Annotated in this window: 35 protein-coding genes; 30 read left to right on the plus strand and 5 right to left on the minus strand. The window is 35.3% G+C overall.

All coding sequences use genetic code 11. The annotated features are described in order from the left end of the window. The 28 genes from rplW to dnaK all read left to right on the plus strand — a co-directional run bounded on the left by rplW (window position 1) and on the right by dnaK (window position 15,746). On the plus strand, window positions 1-291 hold the full coding sequence (gene rplW, locus GJJ64_RS00235) for a 50S ribosomal protein L23 (protein ID WP_154285797.1): 291 nt from the start codon (window positions 1-3) through the stop codon (window positions 289-291). 7 nt (window positions 292-298) lie between these two features. Then, window positions 299-1,123: a 50S ribosomal protein L2 gene (rplB, locus tag GJJ64_RS00240; protein WP_154285798.1), complete on the plus strand. Its 825-nt coding sequence runs from the start codon at window positions 299-301 to the stop codon at window positions 1,121-1,123. Then, entirely contained in the window at window positions 1,123-1,389 is a 267-nt protein-coding gene (gene rpsS / locus GJJ64_RS00245) for a 30S ribosomal protein S19 (RefSeq protein WP_154285799.1), read from the plus strand. Before rplB ends, rpsS begins: the two co-directional genes overlap by 1 nt. 6 nt (window positions 1,390-1,395) lie before the next feature. After that, the gene (gene rplV / locus GJJ64_RS00250) at window positions 1,396-1,755 is read left to right on the plus strand and encodes a 50S ribosomal protein L22 (RefSeq protein ID WP_154285800.1); all 360 of its coding nucleotides are present in this window, start codon (window positions 1,396-1,398) and stop codon (window positions 1,753-1,755) included. A gap of 10 nt (window positions 1,756-1,765) precedes the next feature. Continuing rightward, complete coding sequence (rpsC, locus tag GJJ64_RS00255; RefSeq protein WP_026904296.1) at window positions 1,766-2,554, plus strand: 30S ribosomal protein S3; 789 nt, start codon at window positions 1,766-1,768, stop codon at window positions 2,552-2,554. A 41-nt stretch (window positions 2,555-2,595) separates the two neighbouring features. Then, window positions 2,596-3,018: a 50S ribosomal protein L16 gene (gene rplP / locus GJJ64_RS00260; protein WP_026904297.1), complete on the plus strand. Its 423-nt coding sequence runs from the start codon at window positions 2,596-2,598 to the stop codon at window positions 3,016-3,018. Between the two features lie 75 nt (window positions 3,019-3,093). Continuing rightward, the gene (gene rpmC / locus GJJ64_RS00265; RefSeq protein ID WP_026904298.1) at window positions 3,094-3,312 is read left to right on the plus strand and encodes a 50S ribosomal protein L29; all 219 of its coding nucleotides are present in this window, start codon (window positions 3,094-3,096) and stop codon (window positions 3,310-3,312) included. A 14-nt stretch (window positions 3,313-3,326) separates the two neighbouring features. Next, window positions 3,327-3,581: a 30S ribosomal protein S17 gene (rpsQ, locus tag GJJ64_RS00270; RefSeq protein WP_154285801.1), complete on the plus strand. Its 255-nt coding sequence runs from the start codon at window positions 3,327-3,329 to the stop codon at window positions 3,579-3,581. A 1-nt stretch (window position 3,582) separates the two neighbouring features. Next, window positions 3,583-3,951: a 50S ribosomal protein L14 gene (rplN, locus tag GJJ64_RS00275; RefSeq protein WP_026904300.1), complete on the plus strand. Its 369-nt coding sequence runs from the start codon at window positions 3,583-3,585 to the stop codon at window positions 3,949-3,951. 1 nt (window position 3,952) lies between these two features. Beyond that, entirely contained in the window at window positions 3,953-4,294 is a 342-nt protein-coding gene (gene rplX / locus GJJ64_RS00280; RefSeq protein ID WP_154285802.1) for a 50S ribosomal protein L24, read from the plus strand. After that, window positions 4,294-4,863, plus strand: coding sequence for a 50S ribosomal protein L5 (gene rplE, locus GJJ64_RS00285; RefSeq protein ID WP_154285803.1), 570 nt, complete (start codon window positions 4,294-4,296; stop codon window positions 4,861-4,863). Before rplX ends, rplE begins: the two co-directional genes overlap by 1 nt. After that, window positions 4,856-5,125: a 30S ribosomal protein S14 gene (rpsN, locus tag GJJ64_RS00290; RefSeq protein ID WP_026904303.1), complete on the plus strand. Its 270-nt coding sequence runs from the start codon at window positions 4,856-4,858 to the stop codon at window positions 5,123-5,125. Before rplE ends, rpsN begins: the two co-directional genes overlap by 8 nt. Window positions 5,126-5,200: 75 nt before the next feature. Further along, window positions 5,201-5,599, plus strand: coding sequence for a 30S ribosomal protein S8 (gene rpsH, locus GJJ64_RS00295; protein ID WP_026904304.1), 399 nt, complete (start codon window positions 5,201-5,203; stop codon window positions 5,597-5,599). A gap of 16 nt (window positions 5,600-5,615) precedes the next feature. Further along, a complete protein-coding gene (gene rplF, locus GJJ64_RS00300) occupies window positions 5,616-6,173 on the plus strand; it encodes a 50S ribosomal protein L6 (protein WP_154285804.1) in 558 nt (185 codons plus the stop codon). Between the two features lie 5 nt (window positions 6,174-6,178). After that, window positions 6,179-6,535, plus strand: a complete 357-nt coding sequence (gene rplR / locus GJJ64_RS00305; protein ID WP_026904306.1) for a 50S ribosomal protein L18 — start codon at window positions 6,179-6,181, stop codon at window positions 6,533-6,535. A 12-nt stretch (window positions 6,536-6,547) separates the two neighbouring features. Next, complete coding sequence (rpsE, locus tag GJJ64_RS00310; protein ID WP_154285805.1) at window positions 6,548-7,066, plus strand: 30S ribosomal protein S5; 519 nt, start codon at window positions 6,548-6,550, stop codon at window positions 7,064-7,066. Between the two features lie 4 nt (window positions 7,067-7,070). Beyond that, complete coding sequence (rpmD, locus tag GJJ64_RS00315; RefSeq protein WP_154285806.1) at window positions 7,071-7,250, plus strand: 50S ribosomal protein L30; 180 nt, start codon at window positions 7,071-7,073, stop codon at window positions 7,248-7,250. Between the two features lie 5 nt (window positions 7,251-7,255). After that, window positions 7,256-7,702, plus strand: coding sequence for a 50S ribosomal protein L15 (gene rplO, locus GJJ64_RS00320; RefSeq protein WP_154285807.1), 447 nt, complete (start codon window positions 7,256-7,258; stop codon window positions 7,700-7,702). Between the two features lie 3 nt (window positions 7,703-7,705). After that, window positions 7,706-9,040 (plus strand): preprotein translocase subunit SecY, encoded by a 1,335-nt coding sequence (gene secY, locus GJJ64_RS00325; RefSeq protein ID WP_154285808.1) that lies wholly within the window; start codon window positions 7,706-7,708, stop codon window positions 9,038-9,040. 6 nt (window positions 9,041-9,046) lie between these two features. After that, window positions 9,047-9,832 (plus strand): type I methionyl aminopeptidase, encoded by a 786-nt coding sequence (gene map / locus GJJ64_RS00330; protein ID WP_154285809.1) that lies wholly within the window; start codon window positions 9,047-9,049, stop codon window positions 9,830-9,832. Window positions 9,833-9,903: 71 nt separating this feature from the next. Continuing rightward, on the plus strand, window positions 9,904-10,122 hold the full coding sequence (infA, locus tag GJJ64_RS00335; RefSeq protein ID WP_013633164.1) for a translation initiation factor IF-1: 219 nt from the start codon (window positions 9,904-9,906) through the stop codon (window positions 10,120-10,122). Between the two features lie 4 nt (window positions 10,123-10,126). After that, window positions 10,127-10,243: a 50S ribosomal protein L36 gene (rpmJ, locus tag GJJ64_RS00340; RefSeq protein WP_081659260.1), complete on the plus strand. Its 117-nt coding sequence runs from the start codon at window positions 10,127-10,129 to the stop codon at window positions 10,241-10,243. A 31-nt stretch (window positions 10,244-10,274) separates the two neighbouring features. Beyond that, entirely contained in the window at window positions 10,275-10,652 is a 378-nt protein-coding gene (gene rpsM / locus GJJ64_RS00345; protein WP_154285810.1) for a 30S ribosomal protein S13, read from the plus strand. A gap of 16 nt (window positions 10,653-10,668) precedes the next feature. Next, window positions 10,669-11,058, plus strand: a complete 390-nt coding sequence (gene rpsK / locus GJJ64_RS00350; RefSeq protein ID WP_026904313.1) for a 30S ribosomal protein S11 — start codon at window positions 10,669-10,671, stop codon at window positions 11,056-11,058. A gap of 61 nt (window positions 11,059-11,119) precedes the next feature. Beyond that, on the plus strand, window positions 11,120-11,728 hold the full coding sequence (gene rpsD / locus GJJ64_RS00355) for a 30S ribosomal protein S4 (protein WP_026904314.1): 609 nt from the start codon (window positions 11,120-11,122) through the stop codon (window positions 11,726-11,728). Window positions 11,729-11,814: 86 nt separating this feature from the next. Further along, window positions 11,815-12,807 carry a DNA-directed RNA polymerase subunit alpha gene (locus GJJ64_RS00360; RefSeq protein ID WP_026904315.1) on the plus strand — a complete coding sequence of 331 codons (993 nt, stop codon included), beginning with the start codon at window positions 11,815-11,817 and terminating at the stop codon, window positions 12,805-12,807. A gap of 92 nt (window positions 12,808-12,899) precedes the next feature. Continuing rightward, complete coding sequence (rplQ, locus tag GJJ64_RS00365) at window positions 12,900-13,427, plus strand: 50S ribosomal protein L17 (protein WP_154285811.1); 528 nt, start codon at window positions 12,900-12,902, stop codon at window positions 13,425-13,427. A gap of 408 nt (window positions 13,428-13,835) precedes the next feature. Next, window positions 13,836-15,746, plus strand: coding sequence for a molecular chaperone DnaK (dnaK, locus tag GJJ64_RS00370; protein ID WP_154285812.1), 1,911 nt, complete (start codon window positions 13,836-13,838; stop codon window positions 15,744-15,746). Between the two features lie 75 nt (window positions 15,747-15,821). On the opposite strand, the gene GJJ64_RS00375 is transcribed toward dnaK, so the two are convergent. The 5 genes from GJJ64_RS00375 to GJJ64_RS00395 all read right to left on the minus strand — a co-directional run bounded on the left by GJJ64_RS00375 (window position 15,822) and on the right by GJJ64_RS00395 (window position 22,532). Continuing rightward, complete coding sequence (locus GJJ64_RS00375; protein ID WP_154285813.1) at window positions 15,822-16,721, minus strand: nucleotidyltransferase family protein; 900 nt, start codon at window positions 16,719-16,721, stop codon at window positions 15,822-15,824. Window positions 16,722-16,886: 165 nt separating this feature from the next. Further along, window positions 16,887-19,376: a S9 family peptidase gene (locus GJJ64_RS00380; RefSeq protein ID WP_154285814.1), complete on the minus strand. Its 2,490-nt coding sequence runs from the start codon at window positions 19,374-19,376 to the stop codon at window positions 16,887-16,889. Next, entirely contained in the window at window positions 19,376-20,485 is a 1,110-nt protein-coding gene (locus tag GJJ64_RS00385) for a M42 family metallopeptidase (protein ID WP_154285815.1), read from the minus strand. Before GJJ64_RS00385 ends, GJJ64_RS00380 begins: the two co-directional genes overlap by 1 nt. Before the next feature lie 47 nt (window positions 20,486-20,532). Continuing rightward, complete coding sequence (locus GJJ64_RS00390; protein ID WP_154285816.1) at window positions 20,533-20,952, minus strand: GNAT family N-acetyltransferase; 420 nt, start codon at window positions 20,950-20,952, stop codon at window positions 20,533-20,535. Between the two features lie 38 nt (window positions 20,953-20,990). Continuing rightward, a complete protein-coding gene (locus GJJ64_RS00395) occupies window positions 20,991-22,532 on the minus strand; it encodes an acyl-CoA carboxylase subunit beta (protein ID WP_317162884.1) in 1,542 nt (513 codons plus the stop codon). Window positions 22,533-22,716: 184 nt separating this feature from the next. On the opposite strand from GJJ64_RS00395, the gene GJJ64_RS00400 reads away from it, so the two are divergent. Together GJJ64_RS00400 and GJJ64_RS00405 are read left to right on the plus strand one after the other, a co-directional pair. Continuing rightward, on the plus strand, window positions 22,717-23,064 hold the full coding sequence (locus tag GJJ64_RS00400; RefSeq protein ID WP_154285817.1) for a hypothetical protein: 348 nt from the start codon (window positions 22,717-22,719) through the stop codon (window positions 23,062-23,064). Between the two features lie 84 nt (window positions 23,065-23,148). Continuing rightward, a complete protein-coding gene (locus tag GJJ64_RS00405) occupies window positions 23,149-24,813 on the plus strand; it encodes a SulP family inorganic anion transporter (RefSeq protein ID WP_154285818.1) in 1,665 nt (554 codons plus the stop codon). The last annotated feature ends 6 nt before the right edge of the window (window positions 24,814-24,819 follow it).

Consider the following 24,819-nt stretch of genomic DNA (forward strand, 5'->3'; position numbering starts at 1 on the left):
ATGGAAATTTTAAAAAAACCCGTTCTTACAGAAAAAGCTGCTGTGTTAACTGAGAAATTGAACCGTTATATTTTCCAGTGTGATCACAGAGCTAACAAATTGCAAATTAAATCTGCAATTGAAGCCATGTATGGTGTTACTGTTGATGCAGTAAATACTATGGTTGTGGTAGGTAAAAACAAAACCAGATCTACAAAGACTGGTATAGTACAAGGTAGAGTAGCTAAATACAAGAAAGCTATTATTACTTTAAAAGAAGGTGAAACTATTGACTTTTATAGCAATATATAATTAAAAAATGGGCTTAAGAAAATTTAAACCAGTAACCCCAGGAACACGTTTCAGAGTTGGAGCTGATTTCACTGAAATCACTACAAGAACTCCTGAAAAGACTCTTGTTGTAAAAAGCAAGAAATCTGGTGGTCGTAACAATACTGGTAAAATGACTATGCGTTATCTCGGTGGGGGTCACAAGCAATTGTACCGATTGATAGATTTTAAACGCGATAAAAAAGATATCCCCGCAACTGTAGCAACAATCGAGTACGATCCAAATCGTACTGCCCGTATCGCCCTGTTACATTACGCTGATGGAGAGAAGAGATATATCATCGCTCCAGAAGGTTTACAGGTTGGACAGAAAGTTGTTTCTGGTGACAATGTAGCTCCTGAAATAGGAAATACAACAACATTAGCGAGCATTCCATTGGGTTCAATTATTCATAATATTGAATTAAACCCTGGAAGAGGAGCTCAAATTGCAAGAAGTGCTGGTTCTTATGCTCAGTTAGCAGCAAGAGACGGTAAATATGCAACTATCAAAATGCCTTCTGGTGAAACTCGTCTGATTTTAGTTACCTGTACAGCAACTATTGGTACAGTATCTAATTCAGAACATGCAAATGAAGTTTTAGGTAAAGCCGGTAGAAAACGTTGGTTAGGCCGTCGTCCAAGAGTTAGAGGTGTTGCAATGAACCCTGTTGATCACCCTATGGGTGGTGGTGAAGGTAGATCTTCTGGAGGTCACCCACGTTCAAGAAAAGGTTTATTGGCGAAAGGTTACAAAACTCGCGACAAAAAGAAATATTCAGATCGTTTCATCATTGAGAGGAGGAAAAAATAATGGCTCGTTCAATTAAAAAAGGACCATATATAGACCATAATGTAGAAAGAAAAGTTTCTGCAATGAATGATTCAGGTAAGAAAACTGTAATCAAAACTTGGTCAAGAAGATCAATGATATCTCCGGATTTCGTAGGTCATACATTCGCTGTACACAACGGAAATAAATTCATTCCGGTTTATGTAACCGAGAACATGGTTGGTCATAAGCTTGGAGAGTTTGCTCCAACCAGAACATTTAGAGGTCACTCTGAAAAGAAAAGATAATAAGAAATGGAAGCAATAGCAAAATTAAATAATTGCCCTACTTCTCCTCGTAAAATGAGACTGGTTGTTGATTTAATCAGAGGTGAACGCGTAGAAAAGGCACTTTATATCTTAAAATATACCAATAAAGAAGCAGCAATAAGAGTTGAGAAATTATTATTATCTGCAATTAAAAATTGGGAGTTAAAAAATGAGGGTCAACGTCCTGAAGATGCACAACTATTTGTGAAAACAATTATGGTTGATGGTGGTCGTCAGTTGAAACGTTTAAGACCTGCACCTCAGGGTCGTGGTTATAGAATACGTAAGCGTTCTAACCATGTAACTTTGGTAGTAGATAGCAAAAATATAGAACCTCAAAACTAATTAAGAAGAAATGGGACAAAAGGCTAATCCAATAGGAAACAGATTAGGAATCATCAGAGGATGGGATTCTAACTGGTATGGTGGTAATAACTATTCTGATAAATTAGTTGAGGATGAAAAGATTCGTAAATACCTTTCAGTGCGTATAGCAAAAGGTGGCGTATCTAAAGTTGTTATCGAAAGAACATTAAAACGTATTACTGTTACTATTCACACTGCTCGTCCGGGTATTGTAATCGGTAAAGGTGGTTCAGAAGTTGATAAAATCAAAGAAGAGTTAAAGAAATTAACTAAGAAAGATGTTCAAATCAACATTTTTGAAATCAAAAGACCTGAACTAGATGCGAAATTGGTTGCAGATGGTGTTGCGAAACAACTAGAAGCTCGTATCTCTTTCAGAAGAGCTATGAAAACTTCTATCGCATCAACGATGAGAATGGGAGCAGAAGGAATTAAAATTATGTGCTCTGGCCGTTTAGGTGGTGCAGAGATGGCTCGTTCTGAACAATATAAAGACGGTAGAATTCCTCTACACACTTTCAGAGCTGATATTGATTATGCTTTAGGTGAAGCATTAACTACCTATGGTAAAATCGGTATCAAAGTATGGATTTGTAAAGGTGAAGTTTACGGTAAGAGAGATTTATCTCCAAATATCGGAGCTAGCGCAGGTAAAGGTGGAAAAACTGAAGGTTCTTCAAACTTTGCTCCAAGAGGTGGTGAACGTGGTGATAGAAAAGGTGGTAACAACCGTGGTGGAAATCGTGGTGGTGCCGGAGCTAATAGAGGTAAAAGATAATTCAGTTAGAAACTATCGTTTAACGATTAAAGAATAAAGTAATGTTACAGCCAAAAAGAACGAAGTTCAGAAAAATGCAGAAGGGCAGAATGAAAGGCCTAGCCACTCGTGGTGCTGAGCTTGCATTCGGTTCATTCGGAATAAAATCACTGGAAGAGTGCTGGATTACCAGCCGCCAGATAGAAGCAGCCCGTATCGCGGTAACACGTTTTATGAAACGTGAAGGCCAAGTATGGATTCGTATTTTCCCAGACAAACCAGTTACCAAAAAACCTGCTGAAGTACGTATGGGTAAAGGTAAAGGTGCGCCTGAGTACTGGGTTGCAGTTGTAAGACCGGGTAGAATCCTTTTCGAAGCAGAAGGTGTACCTTTTGAAGTTGCTAAAGAAGCTATGCGTCTTGCAGCTCAGAAATTACCGGTTCAAACTAAGTTTGTAGTACGTAGAGATTACGTAGAAGCATAAAATCAGTTTTTAGTTTTTTTTGTTGGCCGTTACCTAACAAAGACAGCTTAAACTAAACTAATTACTAATAGTAAAATGAAATACGCAGAAATTAAAGCGCTGGCTACAGACGAAATTGTTGCCAGAATTCAGGAAGAAAAAGCGACTATTACCAAGTTGAAATTTGCTCATGCAGTTTCATCAATAGAAAATCCTACTAGAATTTATAAATCTAGAAAGACTATTGCTCGCTTAAGTACAGAATTAACTCAGCGCCAAGCGCAAGCTAAGGCAGCTTCTGAAAGTAACTCATAATTTTTAGAGTCGAAATGGAAAGAAAATTAAGAAAAACAAGAATTGGGTTAGTGGTGAGCAATAAGATGGATAAATCTATTGTAGTGAGTGTGGAAAGAAAAGTTAAGCACCCAATTTATGGTAAGTTCGTAAAGACGACTACCAAATTTATGGCTCATGACGAGAAAAATGATTGCGGTATTGGAGATACCGTTTTGATCATGGAGACACGTCCTCTGAGTAAGAACAAAAACTGGAGATTAGTTGAAATTTTAGAAAGGGCTAAGTAAGATGGTACAACAGGAATCACGATTAAACGTAGCCGACAATTCTGGAGCTAAAGAAGTTTTAGTTATCAGAGTGTTAGGTGGTACCGGTAAAAGATATGCTTCTATTGGTGATAAAGTGGTAGTAACTGTGAAAGCAGCACTTCCATCAGGAAACATCAAAAAAGGAACAGTATCTAAAGCTGTAGTAGTTAGAACGAAAAAAGAAATCAGAAGAAAAGATGGTTCTTACATTCGTTTTGACGATAACGCGGCAGTATTATTAAATAACCAGGATGAACCAAGAGGTACTCGTATCTTTGGCCCGGTTGCAAGAGAACTGCGTGAAAAACAATTCATGAAAATTGTATCATTAGCACCGGAGGTTTTGTAAAATGGAAAATAAGAAAAAATCACAACCTAAATTAAATATCCGTAAAGGAGATTTAGTAACGGTTATCGCCGGAGACTCTAAAGGTCAGCAAGGTAAAGTAGTTGAAGTAAGAATTAAAGAAAACAGAGCAATCGTTGAAGGTGCTAATATGGTTTCTAAACATTCTAAGCCAAGCGCTACCAACCCTAATGGTGGTATAAGTAAAAAAGAAGCTCCTATTCATATCTCTAACTTAGCATTAGTTGATCCTAAAACAGGTAAAGCTACAAGAGTTTCAAGGAAGAGAACTGAGGACGGAAAAGTTGTTAGAATAGCTAAAAAATCTGGGGAGGAAATTAAGTAATGGCTTACGTACCAAGATTAAAAGATAAATATAAGGCAGAAATTGTTGATGCTCTTAAGGATAAATTCCAGTACAAGAGTGTTATGCAAGTGCCTAAGTTAAAGAAAATAGCAATCAACCAAGGTGTTGGTGCTGGCGTAACTGATAAAAAGATAGTTGAAGCTGCAATAGCAGAATTAACTACCATCACCGGACAACAAGCTGTTGCAGCAAAGTCTAAAAAAGATATCTCTAACTTTAAATTACGTAAAGGTATGCCAGTAGGTGTACGTGTAACTTTACGTGATAATAAAATGTACGAGTTTTTAGACCGTTTAATCGCAGTTGCTTTACCACGTATCCGTGACTTCAAAGGTATCAACGATAAAGGCTTTGATGGAAATGGAAACTATACTTTAGGTGTATCAGAGCAAATTATCTTCCCAGAGATTAATATTGATAAAATCAATAAAATCCAAGGTATGGATATCACTTTTGTAACTAGTGCAGGAACAGATGTTGAAGCCTTAGAGTTACTTAAACAATTCGGGTTACCATTTAAAAATCAAAATAAAGTTAACAATGGCTAAAGAAGGTGTAAAAGCTCGCGAAATTAAGCGTCAAAAATTAGTAGCAAAATTTGCTGCTAAAAGAGAAGAATTAAAAGCTGCTGGAGATTTTGCGGGATTAGATAAATTACCAAAAAACTCTTCACCTGTTCGTTTACACAATCGTTGTAAATTAACTGGTCGTCCAAGAGGTTACATGCGTCAGTTCGGTATTTCAAGGGTTACTTTCCGCGAAATGGCACTTGCAGGTAAGATTCCGGGAGTTAGAAAAGCAAGCTGGTAATTAAATTAAAAGAATAAAGAATTTTTTTGTACTTTTGCGGTCCAAAAAAATTCTTTTTATTTATATAACAATAAAATGTATACAGATCCAATAGCAGATTATCTTACAAGAGTAAGGAATGCCATCAAGGCCAACCATAGGGTTGTTGAAATTCCTGCATCGAACCTGAAAAAAGAAATTACAAAAGTTCTTTTTGATAAAGGTTATATCACGAACTATAAGTTTGAGGATAACGATGCGCAAGGCACAATTAAAGTTGCATTAAAGTATCATCCAATTACTAAAGTTCCTGCTATTCGCACCATAACAAGAGCGAGTAAACCAGGTTTGAGAAAGTATGCAGGTGTTAGTACTATGCCACGAGTATTAAACGGTTTAGGCGTTGCTATCATGTCAACTTCAAAAGGAGTAATGACTGATAAAGAAGCTAGACAGTTAAATGTAGGTGGTGAAGTTTTATGTTACGTTTATTAATTAGGAGGAGAAAGAGATGTCAAGAATAGGAAAAGCCCCGATTTCAATCCCTAGCGGAGTAACGGTTACAGTTTCTTCAAGCAATTTAGTTTCTGTAAAAGGACCTAAAGGAGAATTAAGTCAACAAGTTGATGCTGATATCATCGTTGAACAAGAAGATAATACTTTATTAGTAAAACGTCCTTCAGATCAAAAACGTCATAAAGCTTTACATGGCTTATACAGAGCCTTACTTAACAACATGGTTGTTGGTGTAACAGAAGGTTACAAATTAGAGCAAGAATTGGTAGGTGTTGGTTACAAAGCGTCTAACCAAGGAAATACACTAGATTTAGTTCTAGGTTATTCTCACCATATTGTTTTTGCTTTACCTCAAGAGATCAAAGTTTCAACAACTTCAGAAAAAGGTAAAAACCCAACTATCATTTTAGAATCTATAGATAAGCAATTGCTTGGTCAAGTTGCAGCTAAGATTCGTTCATTCAGAACTCCAGAGCCTTACAAAGGTAAAGGTATTAAGTTCGTAGGTGAGCAGTTAAGAAGAAAAGCAGGTAAGTCAGCAGCTAAAAAATAATTGTTATGGCAGGAAAAGTAAAATTATCCCGTAGGGAAAGAATAAAAAAAGGTATCAGAAAAAGAGTTTCTGGTTCTACAGAGCGCCCTCGTTTATCTGTTTTCAGAAGTAACAAAGGTATTTATGCTCAAATTATTGATGATATAGCTGGTAAAACTATCGTTTCGGCTTCATCAGTAGAGAAGGATTTCAGTGCAAATGGTAATAAAGTTGATCAATCAAAAGAGGTTGGTAAAAAAGTTGCAGAGAAGGCTATTGCTGCTGGAATTAAACAAGTAGTTTTTGATAGAAACGGTTACTTATACCACGGACGTATTAAGTCTTTGGCTGAAGGTGCCCGTGAAGCAGGTTTAATATTTTAATTTCAGAAGCAGATGTCAACTATCAATATAAAAAGAGTAAAAGCAAACGAGATTGAATTAAAAGATCGTTTGGTTAGCATCCAGCGTGTTGCTAAAGTTACCAAAGGTGGTCGTACTTTCAGCTTTTCAGCTATCGTAGTTGTTGGTGATGAAAACGGCGTTGTAGGTTATGGTTTAGGTAAAGCAAAAGAGGTTACTGAAGCAATTGCTAAAGGAATTGATGATGCGAAAAAGAACTTAGTTAAAGTTCCTATTATTAATTCTACTATACCTCATGAGCAAATAGGTAAATTTTCTGGAGGTTTCGTTTTCTTGAAGCCTGCTTCAAATGGTACCGGTGTTATTGCTGGTGGTGCGATGAGAGCAGTTTTAGAATCTGCAGGAATCCATAACGTACTTGCAAAATCAAAAGGTTCTTCAAATCCACATAACGTGGTTAAAGCTACAATTTCAGCATTATCTCAATTAAGAGACGCTCATACAGTAGCTCATAACAGAGGTGTTTCATTAAGTAAAGTATTTAACGGTTAATACGATGGCTAAGATCAAAATAACTCAAATTAAGAGCGTGATCGATAGAAGTGAACGCCAAAAAAGAACTATCCAAGCTTTAGGATTAACTAAAATTAATCAAAGTGTAGAGGTAGAAGCTACTCCGGCAATCATCGGAATGGTTAAAGCAGTAAATCATTTGGTAGCAATCGAAAAAGTTTAATTACCATGAATTTAAGTAATTTAAAACCTGCAGAAGGTTCAGTAAAAAATAGAAAAAGAATTGGTCGTGGTACTGGTTCTGGACGTGGAGGAACATCTACACGTGGTCATAAAGGAGCTGGTTCACGTTCTGGCTATTCTTCAAAAGTTGGTTTTGAAGGTGGACAAATGCCTTTACAACGTCGTGTTCCTAAAGTTGGATTCAAAAATCCTAACCGTGTTGAGTTTGTAGGTATTAATCTTGATGTTTTACAAGGTTTAACAGAGAAGTTTAATCTTTCTCTAATTGACTTTGATGTAATGAAAGAACATGGATTAGTATCTAAGAATGATTTGGTGAAGATTTTGGGTAGAGGCGAATTAAAAGCTAAATTAGAAGTAAAAGCACATGCATTTACAGCTGCCGCATCTAAGGCAATTGAAGCTGCCGGTGGTTCTGTTGTTAAATTATAATTAATGAAGAAGCTATTCACAACTTTATCCAATATTTGGAAAATTGAAGAATTAAGAGTGCGTATTTTATACACACTCTTAATTCTTTTAGTTTATAGAATTGGCTCATTTATCGTATTGCCAGGGGTAGATCCTGCGTCTTTAGATACAGGTGAGGCCAAGGAAGGTTTATTAGGTTTACTTAATATGTTTGCAGGAGGTTCTTTTTCTAGAGCTTCTATTTTTGCATTAGGAGTAATGCCTTATATTTCTGCATCTATCGTGATTCAATTATTAGGAATTGCGGTTCCTTATTTTCAGAAATTGCAAAAGGAAGGTGAAAGTGGAAGAAAGAAGATTAATCAAATCACTCGTTATTTAACAATTGTAATCACTGCTTTACAAGCTATAGGATACGTTAAATCTCAAATTACACCTGATGCAAGACTAATTGCAGAGCCACTTTTTAGCATTACCTCAATGGTAGTACTAACAGCTGGAACTATGTTTGTAATGTGGATGGGCGAGAAAATAACGGATAAAGGTATTGGTAATGGTATTTCATTATTAATCATGGTGGGTATTATTGCTCAGCTTCCTTATGGTATTTCAGCAGAGTTTTTAAGCAGACAAAATGGTCAAGGAGGGTTAATTGCTTTCTTTATCGAGTTTGTAGCTTTATTTGCAGTTGTAATGTTTACAGTGTTAATCATTCAAGGAACTAGAAAAGTACCGGTACAATACGCTAAAAAAATTGTTGGTAATAAACAATATGGAGGTGTAAGACAATACATCCCATTGAAGCTTAATGCTGCGGGCGTTATGCCGATTATCTTTGCTCAAGCTATTATGTTTATTCCTTCTACTATCGGACAGTTTTTTCCAGAAGCTCAATCTTCTTTATTAACTTCTTTTAGTGATTATACATCTTTAGCTTATAATTTAACTTTTGCTATTTTAATCATCCTATTCACTTTCTTTTATACAGCCATTACGATTAATCCAAATCAAATGTCTGATGATATGAAAAAGAATGGTGGTTTTGTTCCTGGTGTTAAACCTGGTAAAACAACATCAGATTATATAGACGGAGTTATTTCTAAGATTACTTTACCTGGTTCTATATTCTTAGCTATCATAGCAATTTTACCTTCTATAGCAATTATTGCTGGTGTTAACTCGCAGTTTGCACATTTTTTTGGAGGTACATCATTGTTGATTTTAGTTGCCGTAGTTTTAGATACTTTACAGCAAGTAGAAAGTCATTTATTAATGCGTCATTATGATGGATTAATGAAAACTGGTAGAATTAAAGGTCGTAATCCAGTAGGAGCAGCAACTACCGGTCCTGCAATTTAATATTCCATGCCTAGAGTTATTTTAAAGACAGCAGAAGAGATAGAGCTGATTAGGGAGAGTTCTTTATTAGTGGCCAAAACTCATGGCGAGATTGCTAAGATAATTGGGCCTGGAGTTACTACTCAGAAGTTAAATGACTTAGCAGAAGAATTTATTAGAGATAATGGAGGCGTACCAGCTTTTTTAAACTATAATGGATTTCCTTATTCTCTTTGTATTTCTTTAAATGACCAGGTAGTTCACGGTTTTCCAGGAAAGTATATTCTTAAAGAAGGAGATATTGTTTCTGTTGATTGTGGTGTAGTTAAAAATAATTTTTACGGTGATTCTGCTTATACTTTCGCTATAGGTGATATAAATGATGAAGCTAAGAAATTATTAAAGGTAACAAAAGAGTGTCTTCAAAAAGGAATAGAGAAAGCTGTAGCTGGGAATAGAATAGGTGATTTAGCTTTTGCCATTCAAGAACATGCGGAAAGCCATGGTTTTGGTGTTGTAAGAGAGTTAGTAGGGCATGGTGTTGGCCATAAATTACATGAAAAGCCTGAGGTTCCTAACTACGGTAAAAGAGGCGCAGGGATAAAATTAGAAGAAGGTATGGTTCTAGCAATAGAACCAATGATAAATGCAGGAAGAGCTGGAGTGAAATTTTGGGATGATGGATGGACCGTATCTACTGTAGATAAGAAACCATCAGCACATTTTGAACATACTGTAGCGGTAAAAAAGGGCAAGGCAGATGTCTTATCCTCATTTGCATATATTGAAGAAGTTTTAAATAATAAAATTTAAATATTAAAATTATTTTATTTAATTTTGCAGCCCGCTTTAGTGGGTAAAATTAAATACACAAAGATTATTATATGGCTAAACAATCCTCTATTGAGCAAGACGGAGTAATAAAAGAAGCATTATCTAATGCGATGTTTCGTGTTGAATTAGAGAATGGTCATGAGATCATAGCACATATTTCTGGTAAGATGAGAATGCACTACATCAAAATTTTACCTGGAGATAGAGTGAAGTTGGAGATGTCTCCTTATGATCTTACTAAAGGTAGAATTACTTATAGATATAAATAAGAAAATGAAAGTTAGAGCATCCATTAAGAAGCGCAGCGCTGATTGTAAGGTGATCCGTAGAAAAGGAAAATTATACGTGATCAACAAAAAGAACCCTAAGTACAAGCAGCGTCAAGGTTAATCGAAATTTTTAAACTATCAACAAATAATAAATGGCAAGGATAGCAGGTATAGATTTACCAAAAAACAAAAGAGGAGAGATCGGCCTTACTTATATTTTTGGAATCGGTAGAAGTACAGCACAGTCAATTTTGGCTCAAGCTGGAATCGATTTCAATAAAAAAGTTCAAGATTGGACCGATGAAGAATTAACAGCCATCCGTAACATCATTTCAGAATCAATTAAAGTTGAAGGACAACTGCGTTCTGAAGTACAATTAAACATTAAACGTTTAATGGATATTGGATGTTACAGAGGATTACGCCACAGAAAAGGCTTACCATTACGCGGACAGAGAACTAAAAACAATTCTCGTACTCGTAAAGGAAAGAGAAAAACTGTTGCTAATAAGAAAAAGGCTACTAAATAATAATTGATAGTAAAAAATGGCTAAGTCAAAAAAAGTTACTAAAAAACGTGTTGTTGTTATTGAGCCAGTTGGTCAAGCACACATCAACGCTACCTTTAATAACATAATCATTACTCTTACCAATAATCAAGGACAAACTATTTCTTGGTCTTCAGCAGGTAAGCAAGGTTTTAAAGGTTCTAAAAAGAATACACCTTACGCAGCTTCACAAGCAGCAATTGATTGTGGTAAAGCAGCACACGATTTAGGTTTACGTAAAGTTGAGGTTTTTGTAAAAGGTCCAGGTTCAGGTCGTGAGTCTGCAATTCGTACATTACAAAATTCAGGTTTGGAAGTTACAACTATAAAAGATATAACTCCTCTACCTCATAATGGATGTCGTCCTCCTAAAAGAAGAAGAGTTTAATAAATTTTAAAGCTAAGATTCTCCTAGCACTTGGTTAGGATGATACTTTAAACACAATAAAATGGCAAGATATACCGGACCAAAGTCCAAAATCGCTCGTAAATTCAGAGAGCCAATATTTGGCCCTGATAAGGCATTAGAAAGAAAAAATTATCCTCCTGGGCAACATGGTGCTTCAAAAAGAAGAGGAAAACAATCTGAATATGCTGTTCAGTTAATGGAGAAACAAAAAGTAAAATACACTTATGGTGTATTAGAAAAGCAATTCTCTAATTTATTTAAGAAAGCATCTTCAAGAGAAGGTATTACAGGTACGAACTTATTACAACTTTTAGAAGCTCGTTTAGATAACACTGTATATCGTTTAGGCATCGCTCCAACAAGATCAGGTGCTCGTCAATTAGTTTCTCACAGACACATCATGGTTAATGGTGAAGTTGTTAATATCCCATCTTATACTTTAAGAGCAGGTGATGTTATTGAAGTTCGTGAGAAGTCAAAATCACTAGAAGCAATTAGTAACTCGGTAGCTGGCCGTACTATTAATAAACATAACTGGTTAGAATGGGATGCAAAAACCTTAACTGGTAAATTATTACAGTATCCAGATCGTGATAGTATTCCTGAAAATATTAAGGAAAACTTAATCGTCGAGTTGTACTCTAAATAATGATAAAATGATTAATTGCCAATTTCTAACGAAGTTGGCAATTAGTTGTTTATCTAAGAATTAACGATAAAACATAAGGCAAATAAATGGCAATTTTAGCATTTCAGAAACCTGACAAGGTAATTATGCAGAAATCTACAGATTTTGATGGTACGTTTGAATTTCGTCCATTAGAACCTGGTTTTGGTGTTACTATAGGTAACGCTTTAAGAAGAATCCTGTTATCTTCATTAGAAGGTTACGCAATTACCTCAGTTCGTTTTTCAGGTGTATCACATGAGTTTTCTACCATCAAAGGTGTGGCAGAAGATGTTGTAGATATCATCTTAAATTTAAAACAAGTTCGTTTTAAGAAAACAGGCGAGTCTGGTGATTCAGAAAAAATCTTTGTGATTATCAATGGTCAGGAAAGTTTCAAAGCTGGAGATATTTCTAAGTTCTCTAACAATTTTGAGGTTTTAAACCCTGATTTTGTTATTTGCAACATGGAAGACTCTGTTACCTTAGAGATTGAATTAACAATCAACAAAGGTAGAGGATATGTTTCTGCAGAGGAGAATAAAAATGCTGACGCTGTGGTAGGTGTAATTGCAATTGATTCAATTTATACTCCTATCAAGAACGTTAAGTACACTATAGAAAACTATCGTGTAGAGCAAAAGACTGACTACGAGAAATTACTTTTAGATATTTCTACTGATGGTTCTATCCATCCTGAAGAAGCACTTAAAGAGGCTGCTAAAATTTTAATTCAGCACTTTATGTTATTCTCTGATGAGAATTTAGTATTAGAGTCTCAAGCAAAAGAAGAAACTAAAGAAGTTGATGAGGAAGTTTTACACATGCGTAAAATCTTAAAAACTGAATTGGTTGATTTAGATCTTTCTGTAAGAGCTTTAAATTGCTTAAAAGCGGCTGATATTCGTTCATTAGCAGAATTGGTTTCTTATGATGTTGCTGATATGTTAAAATTCAGAAACTTTGGTAAGAAATCATTAACAGAGATTCAAGAACTAGTAAAATCAAAAGGTTTATCTTTTGGTATGAACTTGTCTAAATTTAAATTAGACGAAGAATAATCTTTCAAAGATTATATAAAAGCGAAAATCTCGCATAATTCCCGGCTCGCCATAGGGGCTTGAGCTGACGGTATGCGAAAATTAATATAGTAATGAGACACGGAAAAAAAATTAATCATTTAGGTCGTACAGATAGTCACCGTAAGGCGATGTTATCTAACATGGCATCTTCGCTTATTTTACACAAGCGTATTACTACAACCTTAGCAAAAGCAAAAGCTTTACGTACTTATGTAGAGCCTATCTTAACTAAGTCTAAAAATGATACTACTCACTCTCGTCGTACAGTATTTCAATTGCTACAAAACAAAGAAGTTGTTACAACTTTATTCCGCGAGGTAGCTGAGAAAATTGCATCAAGACCAGGTGGTTACACTCGTATCATTAAATTGGGTAATCGTTTAGGTGATAACGCTTCAATGGCTATTGTAGAATTGGTAGACTTTAATGAGGTTTACGGTGCAGAAGCTAAAGTTGAGAAAAAATCAACTCGTAGAAGAGGTTCTGGTAGTAAAGCTAAAAAAGCTACTCCTGCTGCGGAGGCAGCGACAGAGGAAGTTGTTGAAGCGCCAGCACAAGAAGAAACTTCTAGCGATTCTTCTGAAGAAGAAAAAGCATAATTATCCAAATAAGATAAACAAAAAGCCCTAACCCTTTGGTTAGGGCTTTTTGTTTATAGGGCTAAGTAAGATTGTTTACAGTGTTTGAGGTAATTATAAATTGACTAGTATAGTAGAGTTAAGCAGATTAATAGTAGCAATACCTCATGTAAAATAGACCGGATAGCAATGGTATTGGCGTAGTTTACGAAGCCAATAAGAATGGATAGCCGGACTAGCGAAAGTGATAAAATACTGCTTTTGCTCTTCAAAATAAAATCTGACAACATGTCATTCAAGGGATGTGTATTTGTCTCAAAAATGTATAGGTTTTAAAATAATATATATAAAATCCTGTCAAAATTCTATTGGCATAGGCATTGATAATGTTGGTTTATTAAAGATTTGTAAATAATAAATTTATATAGTATGTCAAAAATTATTGGTATAGACTTAGGAACAACAAACTCTTGTGTTGCAGTAATGGAGGGTAATGAGCCTGTAGTTATAGCAAACAGCGAGGGAAAGCGTACAACACCATCAATTGTAGCATTTGTTGAAGGTGGTGAGCGTAAAGTTGGTGATCCTGCAAAACGCCAGGCTATTACTAACCCTACTAAGACTATTTATTCTGTAAAGCGTTTTATGGGTAACAGCTTTGATGAAGTTACTAAAGAGGTTGGACGTGTTCCTTACAAAGTTGTAAAAGGAGATAACAACACTCCACGTGTGGAGATTGATGATAGAAAATATACGCCTCAAGAAATTTCTGCTATGACACTTCAGAAAATGAAGAAGACAGCTGAAGATTTCTTAGGTACTGAAGTTACTGAAGCCGTTATTACAGTTCCTGCTTATTTCAATGATGCACAAAGACAAGCTACTAAAGAGGCTGGTGAAATTGCAGGATTGAAAGTAAGAAGAATTATTAATGAGCCTACCGCTGCGGCTTTAGCTTATGGTTTAGATAAAACCAATAAGGATATGAAAATTGTTGTGTTTGACTGCGGTGGTGGTACACACGACGTTTCTATCTTAGAGTTGGGTGATGGTGTGTTTGAAGTAAAATCTACTGATGGTGATACCCATTTAGGTGGTGATGATTTTGATCAAGTAATTATTGATTGGTTAGCAGAAGAGTTTAAAGCTGAAAATGGAATGGATTTAACTAAAGATCCTATGGCTTTACAACGTTTGAAAGAAGCTGCTGAAAAAGCGAAAATTGAGCTTTCTAGTGGTACTTCAACTGAGATAAATTTACCTTATATTACTGCTGATGCTACCGGACCTAAGCACTTGGTACGCAACTTATCTAGAGCAAAATTCGAATCGTTAGCTAGCGATTTAATTAAGCGTACTATTGAGCCTTGTAAGTCGGCTTTGAAAAATGCTGGTTTATCAACTTCTGATATTGATGAAATTATCTTAGTAGGAGGTTCTACTCGTATCCCGGCCATACAGGAAGCGGTTGAGAAGTTTTTTGGTAAAGCACCTTCTAAAGGTGTTAACCCAGATGAGGTTGTAGCGATTGGTGCAGCTATCCAAGGTGGCGTTTTAACTGGTGAGGTTAAAGATGTATTGTTATTAGATGTTACTCCGCTTTCTTTAGGTATTGAAACTATGGGTGGTGTGATGACAAAACTAATTGAAGCTAATACAACCATCCCTACTAAAAAATCAGAGACTTTCTCTACTGCATCAGACAATCAGCCTTCTGTAGAGATTCATATTTTACAGGGTGAGCGTCCAATGGCAAAAGATAACAGAACTATAGGGCGTTTCCATTTGGATGGTATACCACCAGCGCCAAGAGGAGTTCCTCAAATTGAAGTAACTTTTGATATTGATGCTAATGGTATTTTACACGTAGGCGCTAAAGATAAAGCAACAGGTAAAGAGCAAAAAATAAGAATTGAAGCATCTTCTGGATTATCTGACGAGGAAATCAAGAAAATGAAAGAAGAGGCAGAAAGAAATGCGGAAGCAGATAAACAAGCAAAAGAAGAAGCAGATAAGATTAATGCCGCTGATGCACTTGTATTCTCTACAGAGAAACAATTGAAAGAGTATGGTGATAAAATCCCTGCTGATAAAAAAGGAGCTATTGAAGATGCTCTGAAAGCACTTAAGGATGCTTACGCAGCTAAGAACTTTGCTGATATAGATGCCGCTTCTGAGAAATTAAATACAGCTTGGGCTGCTGCTTCTGAGGATATGTATAAAGCAGGGGCTGGAGCAGAAGGACAAGCACAAGGTGCGCCTCAAGACAATGCTTCAGCTGGTGCTGATGATGTTACTGATGTAGACTTTGAAGAAGTAAAAGACGAGGATAAGAAGTAATAGTTTACTGATGAAGAGAAAAGCCTGATTGAATTTCAATCAGGCTTTTCTTTTTTATATTATTTGATATTATTACTACCAAAGTTTGCTAGGATAAACACCAGTTGCAACTAGTTTATTGATGCTTTCTTGTACAATAGGTTTATCTTCTTTATAAGTAACACCAAACCATTTTTCATCAGTTGGGATAACTTTAAAAGATGCTTCTTTAGATTTGATGAGATAATCTGCAATTAAAGGGATAAAGAATTCTGCTTTTGGTTTATCTTGATTCTCCTCAACAAATTGTTTGAAAAGTTTTTCTGCAATAGGAAAAACAGAAGGAGTAAATCCCCAAAAATTCATAGAAACTGGAGTAGAAGCTGAAAGCTCTACTTTCTCATCGTTTTCTTCGTAATAAATTTTGCCATTTTCTGGATAAACTTTAGTACGCTCATTAATAGCTGCAAGTTCGCCGCTATCGTTGGTTTGGCAAACACCTCTAGAAACAGCACCGTTTTCTGATAAAGTGTTTCCAATTTTGTAACCTACCATACAATATTTATCTTCAGCAGATTCGTTATTTAAGAATTGAACCATTTTTTCAAATGCTTCAAAACCATAGTAGTCATCTGCGTTAATTACGCAAAATGGTTCATTAATTTGATTTTTAGATTCTAAGATAGCATGACCGGTTCCCCAAGGCTTTTCTCTATAGATGTCTTTATCTATACCGTATTTTTTTAAATCAAAAGTTTGAAAAACATAATCGGTTTCTACTTTTCCTTTTAGTTTAGGTTCAAAAATAGCCTTGAAGTTCTCTGCAAACTCTTCACGAATGATGAAAGAGATTTTGCCAAATCCAGCATTTATAGCATCGTAAATAGAATAGTCAATAATGGTTTCTCCATTAGGACCAAATCCATCAATTTGTTTCATACTGCCATAACGGCTGGCCATCCCTGCGGCTAAGATTAATAAAGTAGGTTTTTTCATATAAATTATAGTTCTTACCCATCTTTTCTGGGTAGCTTAAAAATTGCTCTAAATTAAAAAATTATTCTATGTTAAAGGCAAAACTTCTTGAAAGCGTTCATGTTAAATTCAACGTTCTATAGCTTTGCAATTCTCTTGCCTAAAATTGAAAAATAAGTTGGAAAATTATTTTTTTAAAGAGCTGTTGATTTGTTTAATACTTTCTCTTTTGTCCTTAACATAAGTTTTTAACCAAGTATCCATTTCCCATAACATATGTAGTACAGATTCTTTGGCTCTATAACTATGCGCCTCATTAGGTAATAAAACAAACCTACTTGTAGCACCATGACCTTTTAATGCACTAAAAAATCTTTCACTTTGTATAGGAAATGTACCCGAATTATCATCCGCTTCGCCGTGTATAAGAAGTAAAGGTGTTTTAAGTTTATCAGCATAAGAAAAAGGAGACATTTTATAATAAACATCTGGGCTTTCCCAATAGGTTCTTTCCTCTGCTTGGAAACCAAAAGGGGTAAGGGTTCTATTGTAAGCACCACTTCTAGCAATGCCAGCTGCAAATAAATTGGTATGGGCCAGTAAATTTGCGGTCATAAACGCTCCGTATGAATGACCGCCAATAGCTACTCTTTTAGGATCTCCGATGCCTAAATCATTTAATTTCTGAATAGCCGCTTGTGCATTTTCTTTTAATTGTTCAATGAAAGTATCATTTGGCTGGTCGTTACTTTCGCCAACAATAGGCATATCTGCATTATCTAAAACGGCAAAGCCTTGTGTAACCCAAAATATAGGAGAGGCCCAAGATATACGGGTAAATTGATAGGGAGAGCCTTTAACCTGACCTGCAGCAGCAGCCGTTTTAAATTCACGAGGGTAAGCCCACATCAATACGGGTAGTCTGCCTTGCGAAACCTGATAGTCTTTAGGTAAATATAAAGTAGCATTTAAATTCAATCCATCTGCTCTTTTATAGCTGATAGGTTTTTTTATTACACCAAAAAGCTCAGGATTTGGATTTGGAAAAAAAGTTAGTTGTGTTTGGTTTCTTCTATTTAAATCAATGCTGTAATAGTTTGCAGGTTCTATATTAGATTCTCTACTGATGATGAGCTTATTTTGATTGGTAAAATAAATAGGCCTTTCATAAAAGGGTGCTTTAGATCTAAAAAGCGTATCTGTAACTTTAGTTTTAACATTAAATTTTAATAGAAATGGTCTGTTTCCGATAGATGAAGCGCCTTCTGATATAGAAAAGATATTGATATTGCTAGGATCTGTAACTCTTTTAAGAGAATTATATTCTAGTAATAATACGTTCTTGTTAAACTCATTTTTAACTGTCACAAATTGTCCAGGGTCACTATATGCATCTTCGTAATACCTATCCCAAAGGTTAACACGATAGCTTAGATTTCCAGGTTTAATAAAAACACGACGCTCTGCTCTGGTTTTCCACCATCTTTCTGTAACAATAGCAATTTGATCATCTCCCCAAACAATATCATTAAATCTTAAATAGCAGGAGGTTAATTTTACAGGTTTATCATCGCTCATTAAATTTTGCATATACACAATATCTCTGATAGAAACCCGCTCTGACGGGTCTCCTTGGTCTTGTGCTTCTACCCAAATATAAGTTTGGGGCTTATCTGCTCTCCATTGAAATTCCCGTGGACCTTTTATTACAGCGTCAAAGCCAGAAGGTAATTTATCTGCTAGAGGTACCTGAGCAAGTTTTTTTGTGAGCTTGCCATATTTGTCGAAAATTTCAACATCGTAAGGGAATCTGCTTACAGGTACATAATAAGAATAAGGTTTGTTAACGGTCCAAACCATCACCATATTACCATCTGGCGAGAAGCTAAAGTTCTTGTAAATGCCAGGTCTATTAAAATTTACGGCTTGCCCGTTAAGGTAAACCATTTTAATTTGCGATGTTAAATAATAATCAAACAGCAATTCGTCATATTGATTTTTAAGTAAATCTTGATAAGTTCTGGCTGGAGATTTTTCACCTAAATTTTCTGTGATGATTGGACCATCTGGTGTGAAATCTTGTTCTGGAAGTGCTTTGCGGTTGTCTAAATTAAATTTAGCTAAGATGGCAGTACCATCTGGCGTCCATTCCATTAGTTTTCCGTAAGTGTCATTTAAAGAAAAGTTAGTTAATCTTTGTGCTATACCAGTGCTGGTAGATGCTGTCCAGAGTTGTGTTTCATTATCTAAAAATACTGCAAATGCTAGCTGATTTTCTATTGGAGAGAATACTAAATGACCAACCTGTGCATCTTTTGGAAGTCCTGTAATAGGAAACTCCTTAGAAGATTCAATGTTTTTAATTGTTACTGAAGAATATTTTGAAGTACCATTATTACTGCTATTAGTTGCGTTGATACGTAAACCTGCAAGTTTTAATAAAGGTTGAGAAATTTCTTTGATGGAAGGATAGCCTGGTTCTTGTAAAATAGCCATGTATTTGCCTTTACCACTAATCACGATATTTCTGTTTACCGTATTCTCTATGATGCTAGCAATTTCTTTTGGTGGTTTTTGGTAGCCACTAATATTTTGGGCTACTGCTTTAAAAGCAAACAAAGCCGAAATAATAAATATTCCGGCTGTAGTTAAATTTTTTTTGGCTCTAATGTTCATTACTTGATGTATCTGAAATCTTGATTCTTTTTAATATTTAACAACGATTGATAGATGAGTTTAATTACATTGTCTACATCATCTTTGTGAACCATTTCTACCGTTGTATGCATATACCTTAAGGGTAAAGAAATTAAAGCTGATACCACACCATCATTAGAATAAGCAAAGGCATCTGTATCTGTACCAGTAGAGCGAGACGAAGCTTGTCTTTGGAAAGGAATATCGTTTTTAACAGCGCTATCAATTAAAAGCTTGTTAAGGTTGTTATGTACCGCAGGGGCATAAGAAATAACAGGCCCTTTTCCGCAGGCCAATTCACCTTGAGTAATTTTACTAATCATAGGTGTAGTGGTATCATGCGTTACATCGGTAATTATAGCCACGTTTGGTTTTATTTTATGTGCTATCATTTCTGCGCCTCTTAAACCAATTTCTTCTTGTACAGCGTTTACGATATATAATCCAAACGGTAATTTAACTTTGTTTTCATGTAAAAGTCTTGCAACTTCAGCAATCATAAAGCCACCAACGCGGTTATCTAGTGCTCTTCCAACATAATAACGGTCGTTAAGCACCATAAATTCATCTTCATAAGTGATTACACAACCTACATGTATGCCTAATTTCTCAACTTCTTCTTTTGAAGTACAGCCACAATCAAGAAAAATATTTTTTAGTTGAGGAGTTTCTTCTTTCTCACCACCATGACGAGTATGTATTGCCGGCCATCCAAAAACAGCTTTTACTATTCCTTTTTCTGTATGGATATTCACTCTTTTAGAAGGCGCTATTTGATGATCTGAACCCCCATTTCTGATAACATAAATTAAACCATCACTAGTGATATAGTTTACAAACCAAGAAATCTCATCGGCATGAGCTTCTATAACCACTTTATAGTCTGCTTTAGGATTAATTACACCAACTGCAGTACCATAATTATCTACATAATGCTCGTCTATATATGGTTTTAGGTAGTCTAACCATATTTTTTGTCCTTCCCACTCAAAACCTGTAGGAGATGGGTTATTGATATATTGTTCTAAAAATGCTAGTGATTTTTTATTTACTACTTCTACTTTCTTCTGCTCTTTTTTCTTAGCCATATTGATATAAAAATGTTTAAAGCAAATATATTATTTACTTATTTGTATTAGTTTAATCTTTTTTCCATGATAATGTAATCAATACCTTTTCTGGTAAAAGCCTCCTCAGTTTCAGTAAAACCAAATTGTTTGTAGAAACTAATAGCACTTAATCTTGCATTACACCAAATTAAAGTTTTGCCTTGGCTTTTTGCTAAATCTATGGTAAAGTTCATTAATGCTTTTCCAAATCCCTTCCCTTGATACTCCTTTAAAGTGGCAAATTTCCTGAACTGTACAGATGAACCCTTATCAAAAACAGATAGTATAGAAACCAATTTATTATCCGTGAAAACGCCAAAATGTAGTCCGTAATAATCTTCTTTAAGTTTAATGTCTGATATAGGACTGCCTGGATAAAGTTCTTTTTGTCTGATATCCCAAGTAAGTTCTGGGGTAATTTGTTCAATGGTAAAGTTTGGTGTCATAATTCTGAGCTTAAAATATCACATGAGTTTAAAATTATTTATAGCGGGATGTTGCCGTGTTTTTTACGTGGCTTTTGCACCACTTTGTTTTCTAACATTTTAAAAGATTTTATCAATTTTATTCTGGTTTCTGCTGGTTCTATAACTTCATCGATAAAACCTCTTTCTGCTGCCCGATAAGGGTTGGCAAATAAATCAGAATATTCTTTTTCTTTCTCTAGCCATTTTTCTTGCGGATTTTCTGCCGTACTGATTTCTTTTTTAAAGATAATCTCTGCTGCTCCTTTAGCTCCCATAACAGCAATTTCAGCACTTGGCCAAGCAAAATTCATGTCTGCGGCAATGTGTTTAGAATTCATCACATCGTAAGCACCACCATAAGCTTTTCTGAGAATAACGGTTATACGCGGAACGGTGGCCTCGCTAAAAGCAAACAATAATTTAGCTCCATTAGTGATGATAGCATTCCATTCTTGGTCTGTACCGGGTAAAAAGCCAGGTACATCTTCAAAAACCAGAAGTGGGATATTAAAACAATCACAAAAACGAACAAAGCGAGCCGCTTTTTTTGATGAATTGATATCTAAAACACCCGCAAGAAATGCTGGCTGATTAGCAATGATACCTATGCTTTTTCCTGCTAGCCTAGCAAAACCTACCACAATGTTTTCTGCATAATCTTTATGAACTTCCATAAAGGATTGTTCATCTATAACTTCATCTATAATGGTTCTTACATCGTATGGCTGTTGTATGTTTTCTGGAAGTATGGTGTTGAGTTTCTCTCTTCTTTCGTTTCCAGCCTGATAATTTAAAGAGGGTGCAGGCTCCTCGCAGTTTTGAGGAATGTAAGAAAGAACTTTTTTGAGATGTTGGATAGCCTCAATCTCATTTGCGCAAGCAAAATGGGTAACACCAGATTTTGTTGCATGCGTTTGGGCACCACCTAATTCTTCTGAGCTTACCTCTTCATGGGTAACTGTCTTCACTACATTTGGCCCTGTCACAAACATATAGGAGGTGTTTTCTACCATGAAAATAAAATCTGTGATGGCCGGAGAGTAAACTGCCCCACCCGCACAAGGTCCCATAATAGCAGATAATTGTGGAATGACACCAGAAGCTAAGGTATTCCTGTAAAAAATATCGGCATAGCCACCTAAAGAAACTACTCCTTCTTGTATTCTTGCTCCTCCAGAATCGTTTAAACCAATAACTGGAGCTCCGTTTTGCATTGCTAAATCCATAATTCTACAGATTTTTTCGGCATGTGTTTCAGATAAAGAGCCTCCAAAAACAGTAAAATCTTGTGCGTACACATAAACTAAGCGATTGTTAATAGTGCCATAACCTGTTACCACACCGTCGCCAAGGTATTGCTCTTTATCCATCCCAAAATCGGTAGAACGATGCGTAACCATCATGCCTATTTCTTCGAAAGAGTTTTCATCTAGTAAGAAATGAAGTCTTTCTCTGGCTGTTAACTTGCCTTTTTTATGCTGTGCGGCAATTCTTTCTGGGCCTCCACCGTTTAGCGCTTCAGCTTTTTTATTATTTAGAAGATCTAATTTTTTATTCACTTGAGCTGTATTTACGATTTAAAATGAATGTATAAATTTTTACGTTAATAGTTGCGATATAAAGAGCTAAATTTATATTTGTAGCGTTATCAATCGTAAGCTTTACAATTTATTGATTTTGTGACACTAAAAAAAGTTTATTTTGAAACCAGTATCAAACATAAATGTTTGATGATAATGTTAAATGAAAAGGGCTTTATATCTTAATTTAATCAGTACATTATTCTTATTCATCTTTGCAGTGAAGATGGGTATTTCTGTAGCGCCCTTAGTTTATAGTATAGATAAAGGAACTGTAAATGCAGCTATTCTTCAATTAGAGTTAGAGAGCAATACAAAAGATCATAACTCTGATCATTCTAAAGACATTAATAAACTTTTAAAATACGGTTCAGAACTTAATCACATCTATGAGTTTTGCTTAAATCCTATACCAACGAATGGCAATCTTAAGTATTTTGTAAAACCTAGGAATTATATCAATTCATTTTACCCATCGGTGCTTACACCGCCTCCAAACCATTTGATTTAAATTATTATACGTACATTGATGATAATCAGTGTATAAGGGGGATATTTAAATCAAAAAAATAACAACATTTATTTATAATTTTTTATGGAAAAAGATAACAAGTCTTTATTTCCGGGGTTTAATGCGGCTAAATACTTTAATCCGCAAACACTAAAAAAAGATCTACCTTCTAGTATCGTAGTGTTTTTAGTGGCTTTACCTTTATGTTTAGGTATTGCATTAGCATCCGGGGCACCTTTATTTGCAGGTTTATTAACAGGTATAATAGGAGGTGTTGTTGTAGCAAGTTTTAGTGGGTCGCAACTAAGTGTGAGTGGGCCTGCTGCTGGCTTAACAGTGATTGTTTTGAATGCAATTACACAGTTAGGAAGCTATGATATTTTTATTCTTGCAGTTTTAATTGCAGGTATCATTCAAATCATTTTAGGAATAGCCAAAGCAGGTACTATTGGTAATTATTTTCCATCAGCTGTTATAGAGGGGATGCTTGCAGCTATTGGTATCATCTTAATTTTAAAGCAATTACCACATGCTTTAGGCTATGATAAAAGTTACGAAGGCGAAGAGTCTTTTAAACAAGTAAATGATGATAACACTTTTACAGCTATTATAACCGCTGTAGAGAATATGCAGTTAGGTGCAGTTATCATCTCTGTACTTTCTTTGGCTATTTTAATCTTGTGGCCAAAAATTAAGCAAGTTGCTGCTGTTCCTGCTGCTTTGGTGGTAGTGTTAACAGGTATTGGTTTAACTTTTGCTTTTCAAGAGACAGGTTTAGCACTAACTGGTGAACATATGGTGCAAATACCTATGGTAGCTAGTTTTGCAGAGTTTCAAAATTTATTTTTATTTCCAGATTTTACCGCTATAACAAATCCGAAAGTTTGGACAGTAGCAGTAACGATAGCTATAGTAGCTTCTTTAGAAACCTTATTAAGCTTAGAAGCTATTGATAAAATTGACCCGCAGAAACGCGTTTCTCCAACAAACAGAGAGCTTGTTGCCCAAGGTGTTGGGAATACAGTAAGTGGTTTATTAGGTGGTTTACCTATGACTTCTGTTATCGTAAGGTCATCAGCTAATGTTAATTCTGGGGCCAAAACTAAAATGTCGGCTATTTTTCACGGCATATGGTTGCTAGCGGCTTTATTAGTTATTCCGGGGCTTATCAATAAAATTCCTTTAGCTGCTTTGGCTGCTATTTTATTATTTACAGGTTATAAGCTTGCTAATGCCACTTTGTTTTCTAAAATGTGGCGTCATGGTAAAAATCAGTTTATTCCTTTTATAGTTACTGTTCTTGCAGTTGTATTTACAGATTTACTTACAGGTGTTGCAGTTGGTATGTTAATAGGTGTTTTCTATCTGTTAAGAGCCAATATGAGAAATCCTTATTTCTATAAGCTAGAGAAAGATGGTAAACAAAAAACGCTACGTTTAAAACTCTCAGAAGAGGTTTCCTTCTTAAACAAAGGAGCTATTTTATACACTTTAACACATATCCCTAAAGGAGCTAAAGTTATTATTGATGGTTCTAACTCTAAGTATATAGATAGAGATGTTTTAGAAATTATCGAGAATTTCCACGAGCATGCTTACACAAAGCAAATAGACGTAGAGTTGGTTAATATTCATCCTAAATACGAGCTTCCTAAGCTTCAGGATTTGATTATACAGCCTGGTGATATTGAGGAAATTGTAGATATTAACAAAGTAAATAACGAAAAGGAGTTACAAAAAAATAACTAATTTAAG

Source organism: Pedobacter puniceum (assembly GCF_009674685.1).
Lineage (GTDB): Bacteria > Bacteroidota > Bacteroidia > Sphingobacteriales > Sphingobacteriaceae > Pseudopedobacter > Pseudopedobacter puniceum.

Bases quoted from the DNA above. Each gene is read 5' to 3' on its own strand.
- rplW (WP_154285797.1), top strand. From the start codon at position 1: ATGGAAATTTTAAAAAAACCCGTTCTTACAGAAAAAGCTGCTGTGTTA.
- rplB (WP_154285798.1), top strand. From the start codon at position 299: ATGGGCTTAAGAAAATTTAAACCAGTAACCCCAGGAACACGTTTCAGA.
- rpsS (WP_154285799.1), top strand. From the start codon at position 1,123: ATGGCTCGTTCAATTAAAAAAGGACCATATATAGACCATAATGTAGAA.
- rplV (WP_154285800.1), top strand. From the start codon at position 1,396: ATGGAAGCAATAGCAAAATTAAATAATTGCCCTACTTCTCCTCGTAAA.
- rpsC (WP_026904296.1), top strand. From the start codon at position 1,766: ATGGGACAAAAGGCTAATCCAATAGGAAACAGATTAGGAATCATCAGA.
- rplP (WP_026904297.1), top strand. From the start codon at position 2,596: ATGTTACAGCCAAAAAGAACGAAGTTCAGAAAAATGCAGAAGGGCAGA.
- rpmC (WP_026904298.1), top strand. From the start codon at position 3,094: ATGAAATACGCAGAAATTAAAGCGCTGGCTACAGACGAAATTGTTGCC.
- rpsQ (WP_154285801.1), top strand. From the start codon at position 3,327: ATGGAAAGAAAATTAAGAAAAACAAGAATTGGGTTAGTGGTGAGCAAT.
- rplN (WP_026904300.1), top strand. From the start codon at position 3,583: ATGGTACAACAGGAATCACGATTAAACGTAGCCGACAATTCTGGAGCT.
- rplX (WP_154285802.1), top strand. From the start codon at position 3,953: ATGGAAAATAAGAAAAAATCACAACCTAAATTAAATATCCGTAAAGGA.
- rplE (WP_154285803.1), top strand. From the start codon at position 4,294: ATGGCTTACGTACCAAGATTAAAAGATAAATATAAGGCAGAAATTGTT.
- rpsN (WP_026904303.1), top strand. From the start codon at position 4,856: ATGGCTAAAGAAGGTGTAAAAGCTCGCGAAATTAAGCGTCAAAAATTA.
- rpsH (WP_026904304.1), top strand. From the start codon at position 5,201: ATGTATACAGATCCAATAGCAGATTATCTTACAAGAGTAAGGAATGCC.
- rplF (WP_154285804.1), top strand. From the start codon at position 5,616: ATGTCAAGAATAGGAAAAGCCCCGATTTCAATCCCTAGCGGAGTAACG.
- rplR (WP_026904306.1), top strand. From the start codon at position 6,179: ATGGCAGGAAAAGTAAAATTATCCCGTAGGGAAAGAATAAAAAAAGGT.
- rpsE (WP_154285805.1), top strand. From the start codon at position 6,548: ATGTCAACTATCAATATAAAAAGAGTAAAAGCAAACGAGATTGAATTA.
- rpmD (WP_154285806.1), top strand. From the start codon at position 7,071: ATGGCTAAGATCAAAATAACTCAAATTAAGAGCGTGATCGATAGAAGT.
- rplO (WP_154285807.1), top strand. From the start codon at position 7,256: ATGAATTTAAGTAATTTAAAACCTGCAGAAGGTTCAGTAAAAAATAGA.
- secY (WP_154285808.1), top strand. From the start codon at position 7,706: ATGAAGAAGCTATTCACAACTTTATCCAATATTTGGAAAATTGAAGAA.
- map (WP_154285809.1), top strand. From the start codon at position 9,047: ATGCCTAGAGTTATTTTAAAGACAGCAGAAGAGATAGAGCTGATTAGG.
- infA (WP_013633164.1), top strand. From the start codon at position 9,904: ATGGCTAAACAATCCTCTATTGAGCAAGACGGAGTAATAAAAGAAGCA.
- rpmJ (WP_081659260.1), top strand. From the start codon at position 10,127: ATGAAAGTTAGAGCATCCATTAAGAAGCGCAGCGCTGATTGTAAGGTG.
- rpsM (WP_154285810.1), top strand. From the start codon at position 10,275: ATGGCAAGGATAGCAGGTATAGATTTACCAAAAAACAAAAGAGGAGAG.
- rpsK (WP_026904313.1), top strand. From the start codon at position 10,669: ATGGCTAAGTCAAAAAAAGTTACTAAAAAACGTGTTGTTGTTATTGAG.
- rpsD (WP_026904314.1), top strand. From the start codon at position 11,120: ATGGCAAGATATACCGGACCAAAGTCCAAAATCGCTCGTAAATTCAGA.
- GJJ64_RS00360 (WP_026904315.1), top strand. From the start codon at position 11,815: ATGGCAATTTTAGCATTTCAGAAACCTGACAAGGTAATTATGCAGAAA.
- rplQ (WP_154285811.1), top strand. From the start codon at position 12,900: ATGAGACACGGAAAAAAAATTAATCATTTAGGTCGTACAGATAGTCAC.
- dnaK (WP_154285812.1), top strand. From the start codon at position 13,836: ATGTCAAAAATTATTGGTATAGACTTAGGAACAACAAACTCTTGTGTT.
- GJJ64_RS00375 (WP_154285813.1), bottom strand. From the start codon at position 16,721: ATGAAAAAACCTACTTTATTAATCTTAGCCGCAGGGATGGCCAGCCGT.
- GJJ64_RS00380 (WP_154285814.1), bottom strand. From the start codon at position 19,376: ATGAACATTAGAGCCAAAAAAAATTTAACTACAGCCGGAATATTTATT.
- GJJ64_RS00385 (WP_154285815.1), bottom strand. From the start codon at position 20,485: ATGGCTAAGAAAAAAGAGCAGAAGAAAGTAGAAGTAGTAAATAAAAAA.
- GJJ64_RS00390 (WP_154285816.1), bottom strand. From the start codon at position 20,952: ATGACACCAAACTTTACCATTGAACAAATTACCCCAGAACTTACTTGG.
- GJJ64_RS00400 (WP_154285817.1), top strand. From the start codon at position 22,717: ATGAAAAGGGCTTTATATCTTAATTTAATCAGTACATTATTCTTATTC.
- GJJ64_RS00405 (WP_154285818.1), top strand. From the start codon at position 23,149: ATGGAAAAAGATAACAAGTCTTTATTTCCGGGGTTTAATGCGGCTAAA.